The sequence below is a fragment of the Flavobacterium sp. CF136 genome (assembly GCF_000282055.1).
In the GTDB taxonomy this organism is placed as follows: domain Bacteria; phylum Bacteroidota; class Bacteroidia; order Flavobacteriales; family Flavobacteriaceae; genus Flavobacterium.
The window spans coordinates 1-18,516 of record NZ_AKJZ01000041.1 but is presented as its reverse complement, the minus strand read 5'-3'; the positions used below and the strand labels follow the sequence as shown (position 1 = coordinate 18,516).

The 18,516-nt window shown below is 34.5% G+C and carries 9 protein-coding genes; 3 read left to right on the top strand and 6 right to left on the bottom strand.

Annotation, left to right across the window (positions count from 1 at the left end; genetic code table 11):
- Positions 1-21: 21 nt before the first annotated feature.
- The 3 genes from PMI10_RS22090 to PMI10_RS13155 all read left to right on the top strand — a co-directional run bounded on the left by PMI10_RS22090 (position 22) and on the right by PMI10_RS13155 (position 6,699).
- Positions 22-198, top strand: a complete 177-nt coding sequence (locus PMI10_RS22090; RefSeq protein WP_007808681.1) for a hypothetical protein — start codon at positions 22-24, stop codon at positions 196-198.
- A gap of 268 nt (positions 199-466) precedes the next feature.
- Positions 467-2,560 (top strand): beta-galactosidase, encoded by a 2,094-nt coding sequence (locus PMI10_RS13160; protein ID WP_007808679.1) that lies wholly within the window; start codon positions 467-469, stop codon positions 2,558-2,560.
- Positions 2,561-2,685: 125 nt separating this feature from the next.
- A complete protein-coding gene (locus PMI10_RS13155; protein WP_007808677.1) occupies positions 2,686-6,699 on the top strand; it encodes a hybrid sensor histidine kinase/response regulator transcription factor in 4,014 nt (1,337 codons plus the stop codon).
- Between the two features lie 193 nt (positions 6,700-6,892).
- On the opposite strand, the gene PMI10_RS13150 is transcribed toward PMI10_RS13155, so the two are convergent.
- The 6 genes from PMI10_RS13150 to PMI10_RS13125 form a co-directional block, all read right to left on the bottom strand.
- A complete protein-coding gene (locus PMI10_RS13150; RefSeq protein ID WP_007808675.1) occupies positions 6,893-8,581 on the bottom strand; it encodes a sodium:solute symporter family transporter in 1,689 nt (562 codons plus the stop codon).
- A gap of 18 nt (positions 8,582-8,599) precedes the next feature.
- Positions 8,600-10,120, bottom strand: a complete 1,521-nt coding sequence (locus tag PMI10_RS13145; RefSeq protein ID WP_007808673.1) for a family 43 glycosylhydrolase — start codon at positions 10,118-10,120, stop codon at positions 8,600-8,602.
- Between the two features lie 60 nt (positions 10,121-10,180).
- On the bottom strand, positions 10,181-11,308 hold the full coding sequence (locus PMI10_RS13140; RefSeq protein ID WP_007808671.1) for a glycoside hydrolase family 5 protein: 1,128 nt from the start codon (positions 11,306-11,308) through the stop codon (positions 10,181-10,183).
- A 426-nt stretch (positions 11,309-11,734) separates the two neighbouring features.
- The gene (locus tag PMI10_RS13135) at positions 11,735-14,107 is read right to left on the bottom strand and encodes a PDZ domain-containing protein (RefSeq protein WP_007808669.1); all 2,373 of its coding nucleotides are present in this window, start codon (positions 14,105-14,107) and stop codon (positions 11,735-11,737) included.
- A gap of 140 nt (positions 14,108-14,247) precedes the next feature.
- Positions 14,248-16,647 (bottom strand): T9SS type A sorting domain-containing protein, encoded by a 2,400-nt coding sequence (locus PMI10_RS13130; RefSeq protein ID WP_007808668.1) that lies wholly within the window; start codon positions 16,645-16,647, stop codon positions 14,248-14,250.
- Positions 16,648-16,693: 46 nt separating this feature from the next.
- Positions 16,694-18,265, bottom strand: coding sequence for a glycoside hydrolase family 43 protein (locus PMI10_RS13125; RefSeq protein ID WP_007808666.1), 1,572 nt, complete (start codon positions 18,263-18,265; stop codon positions 16,694-16,696).
- Positions 18,266-18,516 lie beyond the last annotated feature (251 nt).

Below are 18,516 nucleotides of genomic sequence, written 5' to 3'. Positions count from 1 at the left end.
ACCTATGAAAAGAAATAAAATATGTTTAAACTTAATTACTGGATTGGTGTTCGCATCTTGTGCTATATTGGCGAGCATAAAGGAGAATATAAAGGAATGTTAAAAAACCGTAAGTTTGTTATTATAGCTGTAAGTAAAGAAAACCGTAAAGCTTTTGTATATGATGCTCAGGGGCAAGTTGTGAATTATGATAGGTAGCTACAATTACATTAAAATAACCGCAAAACCATAAAGCAAAATAATCGGTTAGATGCCTTAATAAATGTAAAAAACACCAAGTAAATATGGTATTAATTCAATGATCAGAACCTTTTAAATTAAAAAGAGTTATTACGAAAATAATAGATTCCTGATCGTTTAAAAAACAAGGAAGAGTCTTTTTGTATAAAATAAAGTAAGCATCCATGATTAAAAATTAATCATCCTGAAGTATTAACTTTTCAGAATGGTTTCAGTAAAAAAACATATGAAAAATAAAATTTATATATCACTTTTGTTTGTCTTATTGACAATAGTTGTTAAAGCCCAGGATTCTCATCGTTTCTTTCCGAAGGAAAACCTAATGTCTATGGGGATTTATTATTATCCGGAGCATTGGAATAAAAACGACTGGGAACGGGATATCAGCAATATTTCAAAGATTGGTTTTGAATTTATCCACATCGCTGAATTCGCGTGGATAGATATGGAACCTCAGGAAGGCGTTTATAAATTCGAATGGCTGGATGAGGTAATTACCCTGGCAGCTAAGTATAAATTGAAAGTTATTTTAGGTACTCCCACGGCTATTTCACCTGTGTGGATGGGAATTAAATATCCGGAAATTTATGCAATGGGGTCTGATTACCTTCGTGCAGAACATGGAACCAGAGCACAACAATCATTAAGTAATCCGGTTTGGAGAAGTTTTTCTAAAAAAATAATTACAAAATTAGGCGAGCGTTATGGTAAAAACCCTAACGTAATAGGGTGGCAATTAGACAATGAACCCGAAGCAAAGGAAGATTATAGCCCTTCTTCTCAAGAAGCCTTTAAAAAATGGTTAGAAAATAAATACAAAACCATAAGTGCTCTTAATAATGCTTGGGGAGCCCAATTTTGGAGTCAAACTTATAGCAATTTCAGTCAAATTAAAATTCACAATGCAAATCATGTAGGATGGTGGGGAACAAATCCGCATGCTTTATTGGATTTTAAAAGGTATACTGCCGATACACAGGCAGAATTTTTAGATTATCAGGCTAATATTCTTAGGCCTTTAATTTCTAATAATCAATTTATTACTACTAACTATACCGCCACAACACCTTTTGCCGATCCCAGAAGAACGAAAGAATTAGATTTTGATTCTTTTACCAGTTACTTAAATAAAGGAAATGCAAATATAGGGGATAAAGGATTTCGACTGGGAGATCCTAAAGAACTTTCATTTGCTTTGAATTTTTTCAAACCTGATACTAAAATTTCCGGAATTATGGAACTTCAGCCAGGATTTGTAAATTGGGGAAATGTAAATCCATTATTGCAGCCTGGAGCGGTACGTATGTGGCTATTTCATTGTTTTGCAGAAGATATGTCATTTGCCTGCTCGTATCGGTACAGACAAATTAATTATGGTGCAGAACAATACCACAGTGGCATTACCAAATTAGATGGAGTTACCTTATCTCAAGGGGGAAAGGATTATAAACAAACTATTAGCGAAATGAAATTATTGCGCGATGCTTACAAACCTAATGCAAAAGTTCCAAAAGAAATCAAAGCGCGTAAAACTGCTTTATTATGGAATTATGATAATTTATGGAGTATGGGGCGTCAGGGACAAACAAGTCAGTGGAATACCTTGCAATTTTTTCAAAAATATTTAGAAATAGTAAAATCCTTTGGGGCTCCTGTAAATATAGCTTATGAGAATGATGACTTAGACCAATATGCTGTTGTCATTGCCCCTGCTTTTGAATTGGTTGACAACAAACTTATTACGAAATGGGCTAATTATGTAAAAAAAGGTGGAAATTTGATATTAACTGTGCGCACAGGGGTTAAAGATCGAAATGGCCATTTATTTGTTGGAGGCTGGGGACAATCTATTTATCCTTTAATTGATGCCAGTATTGATGACTTTGATCATTTATTGCCTTACGCTAAAGGAACTATAAAGGGTTTTAATAAAGATTATAATTGGAACAATTGGGCAGATTTGATTACTGCTAACAAGTCCGAAAATGTATTAGCAACCTATACCAATCAATTTTATGCGGGGAAAGCTGCAGTTGTTACTAATAAAATAGAAAAAGGAACGGTCACTTATATTGGTGTTGATACAGACGATACCCAACTTGAGAAAGATGTCTTAAGAAAAGTATATGATCAGGCGAATATAACAACCGAAAATTATCCTGAAGGCGTGTATGTAAAATGGCATGATGGTTTTTGGGTAGCAGTAAACTATTCTTCTGATAATTACGAACTAAAAAACATATCTGCTAAAGCAAAGATATTAATAGGTAGTAAAACAGTACAACCCGGAGGAGTAACAGTGTGGCAAGAATTGGATTAGAATGATAAAAAAGTTTTTTTGTGGTTAAAATAAAAGTTGAATAACGAAAGATTATTTTTAATATAAATTAGGAACGTTGCGAAGCTAAAATGTCTCTTTCATACATATTATAAACTTATTATAAGATGAAAAAATATAAAATACAGTTATATATTCTTGGATTTATTTGGATTACTTCATTCCAAAATATTATTGCGCAATCAAATTATATATTTCATCATTTGAATACGAATGAAGGGCTTCCGAGCACCAATGTAAGGGCAATATTAAGAGACAATTACGGATTTCTTTGGATTGGAACTGAAGGGGGTTTAAACAGATACGACGGATATGGATTCAAAGTTTACACAACGAATCCAGGAAAGCCTAATACATTGGTATCAAACGATATTTATGGATTACAGGAAGATGGTCTGGGAAATATTTGGGTAGACCTCGGATATACTTATATGGTATATTGGAGAGATAAGGATTGTTTTATTTCAGACATAAAATTATTTTTAAAAAAATTACACATACAGACTGACCAAAATTATAAGATTTATGTTGACAAAAAGCGAAATTTATGGGTTATAAACAATAAAAAAATATTTCTCTACAATGTTAAGAAACAACACACATCCATTTTCAATCTAAAGGATCCCATAAAAGACCCCACTTTAATTAATATAACCGATGATGGAGAATCTTTGTATTATATTCAACGTTCTGGTAAATGCTGGCAATTAAACAGTAAGACAGGTAACTTTACTTTAATAAAATTACCCGATTCAATTAATAAAAATACGGCTAATTATCCAGGCGAAATTTTTCTTGATAGTGACAACGAATTATGGGTATACTCAGGTTATTCAAATCAGATTTCGTATAAGAATAAACAAACTCAGGAATGGAAAACACTGGCGTTAAAATCTCAGGTAAATATTGAGAGTAATTCTATTACAAGTATTGTTGAAAATAGTCCCGGAGAGATTTGGATTGGCACAGACCATAACGGACTGTTTATTTATGACAAAACCAGAAATTTAATGACAAATATCGTTTATGATTCATGGAAAGATAATTCGTTATTTTCTGACAACATAAATTGTTTATATCGTGATAAGAATGAAACTATTTGGATTGGCCACAGTAAAAAAGGGCTTTCATTTTACAATGAAAGTTTTAGGAATTTCATGAATTTTAAATATCCCGAATGCTCAGATATTAGTGCAATAATGGAAGATAACAGGGAAAATCTTTGGCTTGGAACTGATGGAAAAGGATTGTTTTTGAAAGAAAAGCAATCAGAAAACATCGTAAAACTTCCAATTTCAAATACTTCAATAATGTCTGTAATAGAAGACCGTAAGGGCCGTATTTGGATAGGAACCTTTAAGAAAGGTTTGTTCTGTTATCAAAAAGGCAAAATGATTCAATATACAAAAGAAAATAGTAAATTAAGCAATAACAATATTTGGAGCTTAGTAGATGACCGGTATGGGAATATATGGATTGGAACGTTGGGGGGGAAAATTCAATTATTACCTGCTGAAGCAACAAATTTTGATTTTTTACGATCCCCTTTTAAAGAAGATGTATATGCACTGGATATGTTTTATGATGGAGGAGACGAAATCTTTGTCGGGACGAGCTATGGACTTTCTGTAATTGATATTACAAATAATAAAAATGTAATGTATTATGGAAATAAGAAGGGAAATCAAAAATTTAAGCAACTTCAAATATCAAGTGTATATAAAGATAAACACGATATTTTATGGCTCGCTCATAATAACGGCCTGGACATATGGGATCAAAAGAAAGATACTATTTACTCCTTTAACAAGTCAAATGGCTTATGTGATAATTCTACCAAAGGCATTCTGGAAGATGATCGGAATAACATTTGGGTGACAACAAGTAATGGACTCTCCATATTAACTGTTAAACGTGATGTAAACGACAAACTTGTCATAACAAGTAAAAATTACTCTATTAAAGATGGTTTTATGGATAATTATTTTAATAGACATTCTATAATTAAGTTAAGAAATGGAGATGTTTTACTGGGAAATATAGATGGATATACAATTCTTAATCCTAATAAATTAGTTGAAAAGAATCGACCAATAGCAAAAATTGTTTTTGCCGGATTAAGCGTCGGTAATCAAAACATCGAAGTCGATTCAATTTATAATGGTCATAAATTACTTGAACATTCAACGGAATTAACTTCGGGGCTAACCTTCAGACATGATGATAAACTCATCACCTTAAAATTTACAACAGCCGATTTACTTAATGCTGATAAGGTGAAATACATTTATAAAATTGAAGGATTTGATACAGAATGGATTCCAATTCAGGAAAATAAAATAATATTATCTGCTCTCCCTCCCGGCGATTACAAACTTTTAATAAAAGCATCTAATAGTGATGGTATATGGAGAAATAATACCCAAGCACTGTCTATAAGTGTAACACCTCCTTTTTATTTATCTGTTTGGGCATTTAGTATTTATGGAATAATAAGTCTTGTTATCCTCTTATATCTTAATCATAAATCAAAAGTTCGTAATCTGCTAAAAATAGAAGAGCACCGAATAAAAATGGATCGTGAGAAAGAATGGCAAATAAATGAGATGAAACTGAAGTTTTTTACAAATATAAGTCATGATTTGCGTACTCCATTAACATTAATTACTACACCGCTTCAGGTTTTGTTAAGTGGTACAATGGAAGAAAACATGAGAAAAAAGCTGAGTATCATGTATAAAAATGCCAATCAATTGCTTTCATTAATAAATTCGTTGCTGGATTTTCGCAAATTGGATGTTGGGATAGATACATTAAATTTAAAATCAGGAAATTTTGTAAATTTTATCAGAGATATTCATGCTTCTTTTAGTGTTTATGCAGATGAACGTAGTATTAACTTATCTTTAAGCAGTGAATTAGAAAACTTATTAATGCAGTTTGATAAAGATAAAATACAGAAAACACTTATCAACCTGCTTTCTAATGCGTTTAAATTTACACCTGATGGCGGAAATATTAACATACATATAAGTAAACAGGAAGGTGATGTTTGTGTAAGTGTTTCAGATACAGGTTCAGGGATAAATGATGAAGATAAAACACGTGTTTTTGAACGATTTTATCAAGCTCCACAAAGACAAGATGAAACCGGCAGCGGAATTGGCTTACATATTGCAAATGAATACGTAAATCTGCATGGCGGGACTATTACAATAAAGGACAATATACCAAATGGATGCATATTTACTTTTAAAATTCCGATTAGGGAAACAGATAAAGCAGAGAAGACTCTTACAGATATACAATCCAGTTACGATAATGTAGAAAATATTGAACGAAAAGAAATTATTCATAGTAAGCCAATATTACTATTTGTAGATGACAATAAAGATTTTTGTGATTTCATGGCCGATAACCTTGAGGATGAATATTCTGTAATAACAGCTAATAATGGACAGGAAGCAATAGAACAATTAAACGAATATGATGTAACAATCATCGTAAGCGATGTTATGATGCCGGTTATGGATGGAATTGAGCTTTGCAAACAAGTGAAAACAAATATTCATTGGTCTCATATCCCGGTTATTTTATTAACCGCACGTACGGCAGAAGAACATCAGATAGAAGGATTAGAATTAGGTGCAGATGATTACATTACTAAACCATTTCACTTTAATCTTCTTAGGCTGCGTATTCAGAAATTTATTGAATGGACAAAAAAGAGTCATAGGGTATTTAGTCAAAAAATCGATGTTAATCCTAGTGAAATTACCATTACATCTTTAGATGAAAAGTTGATAGAAAAAGCAATAAAGATAGTAGAAAATAATATAGGCGACCTTAAATTTTCAGTTGAAATCCTGGGAGAAGATTTAGGTCTAAGCCGAGGACATTTATATAAAAAATTAATAATAATTACAGGTAAAGGACCGGCTGAATTTATTCGTACAATCCGATTAAAGCGAGGACGTCAGCTTCTTGAAAAAAGTCAATTACAGATTTCTCAAATAGCACATGAAGTAGGTTTCAGTTCTCCGAAAAGATTTTCAAAATACTTTCGCGAAGAGTTTGGCTTATCACCATCTGAATACTCAAAAGCTTATAAAAAACTCTAACTAAATCCTAAAAAAATATAGATATTTACCATTGAAGAAGGGGGCTTTTTGTACTATTCAAAATTAATTTGAAATACAAAAATCACCCCCTCTTTTTTGGACTATTACTTTAAACCTTTAAAGCGTATTGTCTTTAAATCTAAAAAAGTTAAAATCATGTTTCAGCTTTCTTAGTGACTTATAAATCATTTTTCTACCAAAATATTGAATACAAAGCGACTAACACTCCTATTATAATAAGACTGCCTGCTAAAAAGCCATTATTTACTTTAAACATTTTTGTATCGACCTCTAATCCCTTTACATTGACTTGTCTCTTAGCATCAAATAAGCTAATTGCAATCATCAACAAAACACATATTACAAATACAAATCCCATTCGGTCTAAAAAAGGAATTTCATAAACCAATGTCATATCTTTTTGTTCTACCAATGTGGCAAATCCTATACTGCTCAGGAATTCCAAATTCATAAAATTTGGCAGGAATTTGAATATTACTGATAAAATAAAACCTCCAATTGTAGCAAACATGGCTGCATTAGAACTTGTTTTTTTCCAGAAGAAACCTAAAATAAACATGGCAAAAATTCCAGGACTTACAAATCCGGTATATTCCTGAATAAATTCAAAACCTCCTTTTTTGTCAATACCTAAGAAAGGGGCAATTATCACGGCAATAAACATAGAAACTACAACTGTCATTTTACCCACTTGCACCATTTTCTTTTCGGTGGCTTCAGGCTGAATTTTTTTCTTAAAAATATCAAGTGTAAAAATAGTGGAGATACTATTTACTTTCCCTGCCAATGATGCAACCACAGCTGCTGTTAAGGCTGCAAATGACAAACCTTTTAATCCCGTTGGCAATAAGTTCAATAATACAGGATAAGCTCTATCTGGATTTAACACTCCGTCAGTTCCAAGCATTTCGGTTTGCAAACCACCTTTCATGTGAATAACAAAAGCAGCAATTCCTGGTAATACCACAATCACTGGCATCAATAATTTTAAGAAAGCAGCAAACAGGATTCCGCTTCGGGCTGTTTTTAAATCGGCTCCCAAAGCTCTTTGAGTAATGTATTGGTTACAGCCCCAATAATTCAGGTTTACAATCCACATTCCTCCCAATAAAACCGTTAATCCCGGTAAACTGGGAAAATTGGCATTATCCTTCTTGAAAATCATATGAAAATGATCCCCGGATTGATTCATCATATAGTTAAACCCCTGAACTATCCCATGTTGTCCATTTAAGTCAGCAACCTTATCTAAAGCTAAATAAGTAGTTACTAAACCACCAAAGATTAAGAAAACAACCTGAATAACATCAGTGTATCCAATAACTTTCATTCCTCCTAAGGCAATAATAATGGCAAAAATAGCTAAAGCATACATACATAAATCGACATTGATTCCTGAAATTCCATTTATGGCCAATGCCCCTAAATAAAGTATGGAAGTCAAATTAACGATTACATAAAGCAATAACCAAAATACAGCCATAATCATGGCAACATTTCCATTATAGCGCTCACTTAAAAATTGTGGCATAGTATAAATCTTGTTTTTTAAATAAACAGGAATAAAAAAGACGGCTACGATAATTAATGTCAATGCAGCCATCCATTCATATGTGGCAATTGCTAATCCCATTTTGAAACCGTTTCCGGACATAGCTATAAACTGTTCCGAAGAAATGTTTGAAGCTATTAATGATGTTCCAATTGCCCACCATGTTAAAGAACCTTCTGCGAGAAAATAATCGTGAGAAGCCGAAATACTTGCTTTTTTCTTTCGATTATGGATATAAAATCCATAACCAGCAACAAGGAAAAAATAGAATAAAAAAACCAGGTAATCATATAATTGTAATGAATTCATGTTATTTGTTGTTAGTTATTAGTTAGTTATTGGTGTGTATTTGAAATTTTTAAATTTGACTGAACCTTCTCCCATAGAACAAAGTCCGATACGAACCCCTAGAAAACCTCCAAAAGCATTGTGATGAAAGCCTGATATTTCTAATGAGTTTTCAATTTTGAGCCAGTCCTTACCATTTAGGCTATAATACAGGTCAACATTATTATTTATATTTTTCATCTTCAAAAATACATGTCCTTTTATTACATTGCTTTGGGTTTGAAACTGCCATCCATGGATGTTGGCTATAAGATTATTTTGATCGGCAAGAAAAGCTGAAGAAGCTGATTTATTATAAAAAAGAGTAAACCCTCCTGTTGCATTTCCTTCAATAAATAGTTCTACTTCTGCTGTATAAGAATGATCAGTTGGTGTGTAAAGCAATGGTGAACAACTCCCTATTGAGTTTCCTTTAGCTTTTATCGTCACGCTTTTATCTGCTACTTTAAATCTATCGGTGTCGAATTCGTCATAAAAACGCCATAGAAGATTTAGTTTATTGCCTTCAAAGTTATCTGCAAAAACATTCTCTTTAGTTATGTTGTTCAAACCAGGCATCTTAACAGGCTTGGTTTCAGATACTCCTTCTGGTATTTTATACCACCCATCTTTTGTCCATTCCAGTGGCAGAAGCAAAATTTGACGTCCTAAATTATAAAATCCCTTCTCATAAGAATGGAACATCATCCACCAATTCCCTTTGGCATCTTCAAAAGGTGTTCCATGTCCTTTAGACAACCATCTTTCGTTGCTGTCTTTTGTTCTGAGAATAGGATTGAAAGGGGAATTTTCCCATGGTCCTAAAGGCGATTTAGAACGAGCCGAAATAATCATATGTCCTGTGGCTGGTCCTGCAGTCCCTCCTTCGACAACAGTCAAATAATAATATTCTCCTCTTTTCATCAATTTGGGTCCTTCCAGACAAAAGCACTCTATAGACCATTCATTTGGAATTGGCCACCCGCTATAAGCATACTTCATTTCACCAACAACAGAAAGCCCATCATCTGACATCGGTACATAACCTCCATTAGGGAAGTACAAAAAACGTTTTCCATTTTCATCGACTACATGTCCCGGATCTATATTCCTTATTTTTAAATCTACAGGATCACTCCACGGACCCTCCATAGAATCGGCTACTACAACATAGATGCTATAATTCGCAGGAAAATAGATGTAATATTTGTTATTACATTTTACTAAATCAGGAGCCCAAACAGAACCAATGTTTTTATTCAGGGCATATGTCAATGGCTTCCAGTTTATTAAGTCTTTTGAGTGCCAAATCAATAATCCCGGGTAATATTCAAATGAAGAATGTACTACATAATAATCATCTCCATCTCTTAATATACTTGGATCGGGATAATCCCCGCCAAAAATTGGATTGGTAAAATATCCTTTTCCTTTTGTGTTAGAGGTTGTTTGATATTGGGCATTTGCAAAAAAAGCAAATTGAAAAAACAATATGATTAATATTATTTTATTTTTAGACATGATATATTTAAAATTAATGTGCTATACGGTTGGAGATAATTAGTTTTCCATACCTGGATATTATTTTTTCTTTGCCTCTTTGGCTCCTTCCATCATCGCTTTTAAAACCCCTCTATCCAATACTTGTCCTGAATCACGATTAAATAAGTTATTGGGAGTATCCCAATAATAAGGTATAATTCCGTTTTCAAGAGCCGATTTTACAACATATTTACCAAAGAATTCCACAGATTTTTCATTAAGTGCCTGGTCTGAAGGAGCGCTAAGTTTACGTTTATAAGCCCCAAATTCACCTAATATTACTGGTATTCCTTTGTCAGCATATTTTGTTTTCAAGTCGCCAAAAAGTTTATCAACCATTGCTTCTTCTCCCCAGGTAGAATTGTGTTCCACATCAGTTTTAGAATGATTGTCTTTACCCCAATAGTAAAACTGCTTACCCCAGGCTGCCTCTTTTTCCATCAGACAAAATTGAAAAGGAGTATAATAATGCACTTCAACCATCATACGATCCTGAATTTTATCTTTAGGTAAACTGTTCATTAAATCGAGTGTTTTCTCAATATTTGTTTCCGGCCCCTGAACAATGATTGTTCTGGAAGCATTATTGCCTCCTGTTGCACGAACAGCATCTACAAAAGTCTGATAATAAGACATTAGGATATCGAGTTGTGCAGCATTAGCAGCATTAGGTTCATTTGCCCCAGCAAAAAGCAGGTGTTCGTCGTAATTTTTAAAGTATTTTGCTATTTGGTTCCAATAAATATATTGTCTTTTGTTTACCTCTTCCTGATTGGCTGCATTAATTCTGTTTTCTAACCAACCCTTGTCCCAGTGCATATTAACAATTACATAGAGATCGTCTTTAATACAATAATCAACTACCTCTTTTACGCGTACTATCCACTTTTTATTTATTTTATTCGAAATTGTATCAGAATGGCAAAACCAGGATACTGGAATTCGTACTGTATTAAATCCAGCCGCCTTAACAGAATCTATTAATTTTTGTGATGTCTTTCCTCCTCCCCAGGCATTTTCATCGCAAATTGCTTCGAGTGTATTTCCTAAGTTCCACCCAACATGCATCTTTTTAGCTATTTCCTGGGCTTTTGGTAACTGAGACCACACATTTGCAGACATTAAAAGCCCGGTAACAATGATTAATGATTTGATTGATCTTCTCATTTTTAAATATTTAATTGACTAGTTTTTATAATATGATATTCCCTTTTGCGATGATGATTGTTTATCTGATTAAACCCCATTAGACTATATGTTTCTGTCTTTAATTCAAATCGATTTATAAACTTATTATTATCATTGAAACAATCATTTTATGGGAAGGTAAAACTAACTTTTTTAAATATTTAAAAGGCTTTAAAATGTATTACATATAAGGCTTAAATGTGTTATTTACCTTTTTTTTAGCTTTGGAATCGCTAGTTTATGGTGAACTGGTCTATTTTTACTGTTTTTTAATTCGTTTCATTTACTTAAAGTGGATCAACAGAAGCTGGAAAATAAAATGTTTTTATATTCATTCGTTAACCAAGTTTGCTTGTTATTTTTACAAATAACATGATTAAATTGGTATCATAATCGTGCATTGATTCATTTTTTATTCTTTAATTCAACCCATTTCTTCTCTTCTTTCTGATTTCGAAAAATAACCACTTCGGTTTTCAAATCAATATGTGACTTGTATGCTTCTAATAAATCGTTCAGTGAATTTACTTGTTTATTATTAAAAGTAAGAATTACGTCATTCACCTGTAAAAACTTAGCTGCTTCAGAAGTTTTTGCTACTTCCAATACAAGAACCCCTCTAGTATCGTCCATTCCTGTTGCAGAACGTTCTCCCAGAGTATTTAAGTTTTTAACCTTCGCTCCCAGGAAATCTATTACCACATCATCATTACTCTTTTTAAAAATATCGATTTCAGGAATGTTAACTTTTTTAGCCAAAACTTTTAATCCCGGCGAAACAACGCCAAAACTATTCATATCAAAATTTTTAAACCCCACTGAAAAAGCTATGGAACCTTCTTTTAGTCTAAAATCACCTTCTTCAGGATTCACAAAATCAAAACCTCCATATACAGAATGTTGATCTGTTCCTCTTGCCTGAGCTTCTTCCAGAGAAGCTAAATCTGGAAAAACATTATAATCTGTTTCTTTTCCCCAAACATCAATGTGAATTGGTGCATATCCTTTGAAAATAATATTATATTTAAACACATCATTACTGTTTTTAAACCAGACATGCGGATGAAAAGTATTATTTACCATAATGTTGTTTTCAACAATCCTATTAACTCCTTCTCGAAGTTTTATGCCTCCATTCAGGCACAGGTTATTGCGAATAATATAATTATTGGATCCATCGTCCAAATCAATATCCCAGCCATGATCGCAACGCATGCGGTTATTTTGGATAACAATTGGTTTCACCACATCGGCCAAAGCCAAATCATAATTGTTTTCAACAATCGAATCCATCACTTTTTTATCTGGATGCCAATATCTGTCACGTCCCCAGGAATTGAACGAACCATGATCTCCAGTTTCTTTTACAGTGTTAAAAATATCGTTGTATTCTATGATATGACCGCCCCAGGTTCCTTCATTTACATTTACCCCAGCTCTTGGGATATCATAAATGGTGTTGTGGCTCACTGTTATGTTTTGGCACATAGACAGCTGTACCCCTGCCGACTGTTTTTCAACTGTTCCTAAATTAAACATCAGGTTATCATGTACCTTACATTCTGCCGGGTAATTGTTGGTCTTTGGACCTGGAGTACGATCCATCTTATCCAACGTTACATATTGATAATATTGAAAGCTTGGGGAACGTACTGCATTGGGATCTCCCACAAAACAAAATGCACTGGCACCTATTTCTGAGATCAAGCATCCGGAAACCTCACAATTACGATTATAATTATTAAAAAAGACTGCATTACCACCAAAATTGGTAAGGGTACAATTTTTAAGAGAACAATTGACTGCACCATCATAAAATACTGCACCTCCTCTATAAATAGTCCAGTCGCTTCGCAACAATGGTTCTTTATTATCCATAAAGGTGCGCAGAGTTTGCGTCAATGCTACTCCTTCGATACTTATGTTTTTTACTGGCTTGATTTCTGATCCCCTGAATTCAAACAGATGGGCTATTTGCGGTGTTTCAAACTTTGCCTTTTTGATATCTAAACCCTTTGGCGGATAATAATAAAGCGTTTTGGTTTTCTTATCATAAAACCACTCGTTGACAGTATCCAATTCTTCAAAAACATTCTCAACAAAACGATATTTGTTGTGCATTCCCATTTGCCTGTTGTTTTGCCAGCCTCCTTCAAGAGTTAGTTCTCCATTTTTATCTTTCCCTGTAATGAGGTAATGATAGTCTCCCCACAGTGAAGAATGCAGGGCGTGTACATAGCCTCCTTCAGGCGATTTCCACAGACTGGCTCTTTCTTTTGATACTGCATCTGCTGCAAATCCCCCATAATATTGAGCCGTTGGGTCATAATTTGGATATCTGGCCATTCGTTGCAATTTCCCATTCACAAACAGTTGGTCAAAAATGAGATCCTGTGATACTTTTGCCTGCCAAATCCCATTTTTATAGGCTCTCCATTTTAAATTAAGAATTTTACTTCCACTGATTATCACTTTCTGATTATCAAAATTTTTAATGGTGAGTTTTTCACTTTCTTTTTTTGAATCCTCTGATGTAAATACAACGGGCTGATCTAAATAATAAGTTCCTCCTGTCAGGTATACATCCACATTTCCTGAAATTTTACGCCCTTCGATCAGAGCTTTACCTATAGAAGCAAAAGGCTTCCTTTTAGTTCCCTGACCAGCATCATTCCCATTAGGAGCAACATACAAACTTGTCTGGGCAAACAAACTTGTCGAACATAAAAAAATTAATGTTCTAATTATTTTTTGAGTTCTATTCATCTTATTTTCCATATGATTTTAAAAAAGCCAAAAGACTACTGCTTAATCCACTCACGAACCATTAATTCATGACCAAATACTGTTGGATGTACACCATCCCAAATCCATATCCATGATGTCCTGATTGATAAATATGAAAAATTTATACTCTATTACTTTTTAATTATTTTGAAAGACCTTGTAAAATTTGTCCCAAATACTTTTACTATATAAATATTTGGAGTTAATGCAGCACCCAGAGTCATTTCACTTTTGATATCCGACTTTTCAATAGTTTCAACCGATTTTCCCAACATATCAAAAACTGAAATACGCACTATTTCATTAGGGTTTTCAACTTTAAGATTTATAGTTTTTGAAGATGGATTTGGGTACAAAACCATCTGGTTATTGGGCAAATCAGTATTATTTTCTATACCTAAAGTACTTAAATCTTCGGTATATGTTATTCCTTGTACAGCTAAATAAGCTCTTCCAAATACATTATTATCACCTACAATCATTTCTATCCCTCCATATTGATGTGCATCATCGTTTATTCTAATCCAGTTTGCACCTTTATCTGTTGATCTGAAAAGGCCTTTTACACCTCCAACAGTACCCCAAATAAAAAGAGTTGGGTAGGTTGCATTGGGTGCTGCATTACCAATACCTATTGAACGGCAGTATGTAACATTAGGAATAGTGGTATAAGTCTGTCCGTGATTGGTAGAATATTTTAAACCATTGTTTGCAAGGGGTACCCAAACATGCCCTTCATATCCAAGTACTGTACGTATTAACGTTGTTGACCATGGCACAGAGGTATATCCGGGATTACCTAAAGCTGAAAAACTGACACCTTTATTAGAACTTACATACATTTTTCCGTCGGACGGATTATAAATGTAGAAGTAATTACTGTTTACCGGATCTGCTACGGGTATCGCTCCCCATATGGCAACACCAGTCGATTCTGTCCAGTTGGTCCCATTATCAGTACTATAATAAACTTTTTGTTGTTGAGAAAAATTAGCGTCATTTGGACAATTAAGAATAGTTCCTCCGTCAGCGCTTAATGCCAACCTTCCTCCTGGCCCTTTACTGGTAGCACATCCCGTCCATGTAACTCCCTTATTGGTAGAATAAAAAACCTGGGCACCAGCATCACTTGATCGTACCAGTTTATTTGTATTGCCTGCCGCAAAAGCAACGCTGCGGTTTGTACCTACACTGGGCTGAAGAAGCTGTTGCGGAAATGTAGTTATATCATTGAGTAAAAAGCCGTCCATATCGCCCATTGCACATACAAACGGACCTCCCGGGATACTTACACCATCCAGAAAAGCAGTTTCTTCAATACCGATGACATCTAATTTCCAGACAGGATTTGCAGCTATAATATCAGGACAGGTAAAGATTCCCCCTCCTCCTACAACACGCACTTTATTGCTGTCAAAAGGATCAAAAACTGCACATTCGGCCCAGTTTACCTGACCCGCAGTATATCCTATACCATTATTATCAAATGTACTATTAGAACCATTCTTTATAGTCCAGGTCGAACCTCCATCGGTTGAGAAATAAATAAAATCTCCCCAGGCAGTACCATATTGATTATTATTATAAACTCCTGTTGTTGAAATCACCACCCTATTGACATTTGCAGGGTCGATATCGACACCGCCATAAGAAAGAGAAGTATTGCCCCATGTTAATGGTGTAACATTCGTCCAGACACCGGTAGAAGTGTTCAGCTTAAATACCCTGCCTACATTATTAGTACCCGGTCCTTGATCATCAGCGTAGGTAACATACATAGTCGTACCCTGAAGTACAGCCCTATGAGGAAAATAGGTAGTTGTGGCTGAAATTGGAGTGAATGTTGCTCCGCCGTCGGTACTTTTATAAATGTTATCGCTACCCGTGCGTGAAACTCCGATATACATTGTCTTTGTAGTTCCACCTGATGCTGTTGATGGGTCAAAAAGGACAAAACAAATTCCGTTTTCATTCGTAGTAGTGGTTACACCGTTCCACGCAAGATTCCATGTAACACCACCGTCAATACTTTTCCACAAACCATTGGCTCTTGTACCACAAAACAGGACATTACTATTGTTCGGATCTACCACAAGTCGTTCTCCATTTCCTCGTCCATATCCATTTCCATGTGCTTTGAACTTTGAAGTAACATCGACAACTGAGAAAGAATTTCCTTTATCTGTAGATTTCAGAATTGCAGTCGCCCCATTATTGAAATAAGAAGTACCACACAGCATATAAATATTATTGGGGTTTTGCTCATCAATAGCCAAAGCTTCCACACCCATATAACCACCTTGTGCATCGGAAATCCAGTTAAGCAACTGAACCCATTTATTGCTTGGCGCATCCCAACGGTAGGCACCGCCAACATCAGTACGGCAGTAAATATCACCGGTTGTTTTATGGCTAATAATACCAGTTACAAAACCTCCTCCTCCGATTGGTATATTTTTGAATGCAAACTGAGCAAATGAAGAAATAGTACTGACCAGCAGGAATATTATAAAAATTATTTTTTTATTCATAATTGAGTTTTTTATGTTTTTGTAGGTTAAAAAATTTAAATCATGTTTAATCTGAATTGCCCGGTTTATATATGAATTTATCAAAATCGGCATACCCTTTAGTATTTTTATTTTGGGATGCGGCATATAATCCAATATAAACTCCGGTGAACCCCCCATTGGTTTCAGAACTTAGATACCATATGTTTATCTTGTTTAAAAAATTAAATTTCTCCCCGTCCGTCGAATAATAAAACGAGTAAAAGTCCTTATCTCCTTTAACCTTCAAATAAATTTTATCACCGGGAATTTCCATCTCGTATGCGGTGTGATTCAGCACACCCATATGATAACGCACTAGCAGTTTACGCTTGCCTTTTTCCGATTTTTTTAAAAAGATGTCATAATGGGCCTGAGGTGAGTAATAAATTGTCATTCCCGCTTCGTCATCTTGCATTGCATCATTTAAAGATAGCACAGTGGTAGCCGAAAAATCAATATGTTCCTGTCTGCGTCCCACAAAAGTAGGGGAATCAGCAGCATCCAAAGAAAGCGGGCTTGCTTTCAACCTCAATGAACCTTTCTTTTCCATCAGAGAATAATTTTTCATGAATGGGTTTCGGAGATAGTTCCAATCAACACCTAACTTCACTTCATCAAAATCGGTAGCGAGGGCTTGCTGCTTCACAAGCTTTAAAGGTAAAGTAGGCACATTCATATCTATGTTAACCGTACCGTTGCCATTTATCACTGGCCAGGCATTTGCATCCCATCTTACCGGAGCTAAAAATGTTTCGCGTCCCAATACGTGATGCAATAAGCTTTGTGGACGAAAGCCCAGGAATACTATCCACCAGGAACCATCATGTGCCTGAACAAAATCTCCATGCCCGGTACCCTGAATTAGGTTGTTTTGAGAAATTTCATTTATGTGCGTAAAAATCGGATTAGAAGGGTTAGACTCATAAGGTCCATAAAGAGATTTGCTGCGTGCAATCGTCATTTTATGTCCATACTCGGTACCACCTTCAGAAATCAATAAATAATACAATCCATCTTTTTTATAAATATGTGGCGATTCAGGATAACGTCCTCCTGTACCATTCCATACGATTCTGCTTTCAGTAAGTTTTTTTCCTGTTTTAATATCTATTTCAGAAATGGTGATGCCTTTGCCGTTTGACACAAAGTAACATTTGCCGTCTTCAAAATACAACGTAGGATCAATACCTCCCTGATCTACATAAACAGGTTCAGACCATTCGCCGGCAGGGTTATCTGTATACACATAAAAATTTCCACTGGATACATTTGTGGTCACCATATAAAAAAGACCTTCATGATAACGGATTGTCGGTGCATAGATCCCGGCAGAAGGCAGGCATTTGTCTAATTTGAGTTGGGAAGGACGGGTCAGACAATGTCCGATTTTTGTCCAGTTAATTAAGTCTTTGCTATGAAAGACCGGAACCCCCGGAAAATATTCGAAACTGCTGGTTACTAAATAATAATCATCACCAACCCTACACACACTCGGATCCGGATGAAAGCCTGAAATGACAGGGTTTTTATATCCCTGAGCATTAGAATAGTGATAGAAACCAAAAATGCAAATTATAAAAACAATTATTTTTTTCATATTTAAAATTTATTTAAAATCAATTACAATGGCCTATTTTTTTTGAAATCAAAAAAAATAAGATCGTAAAACTACTTATTACTATTATAAAAACATGGCCCCTAATGTATCCGATTTAGTACCGTTTTCATATCCTTTGTTGATATTCGAGGCATATTGCAGGAGAAACAAAACAAAACAAAACTATAGCTTCATTATGCTTGCTTTTCGTCTTACACGGTTATCTTGAGTTTACTAAACCACTCTGCACT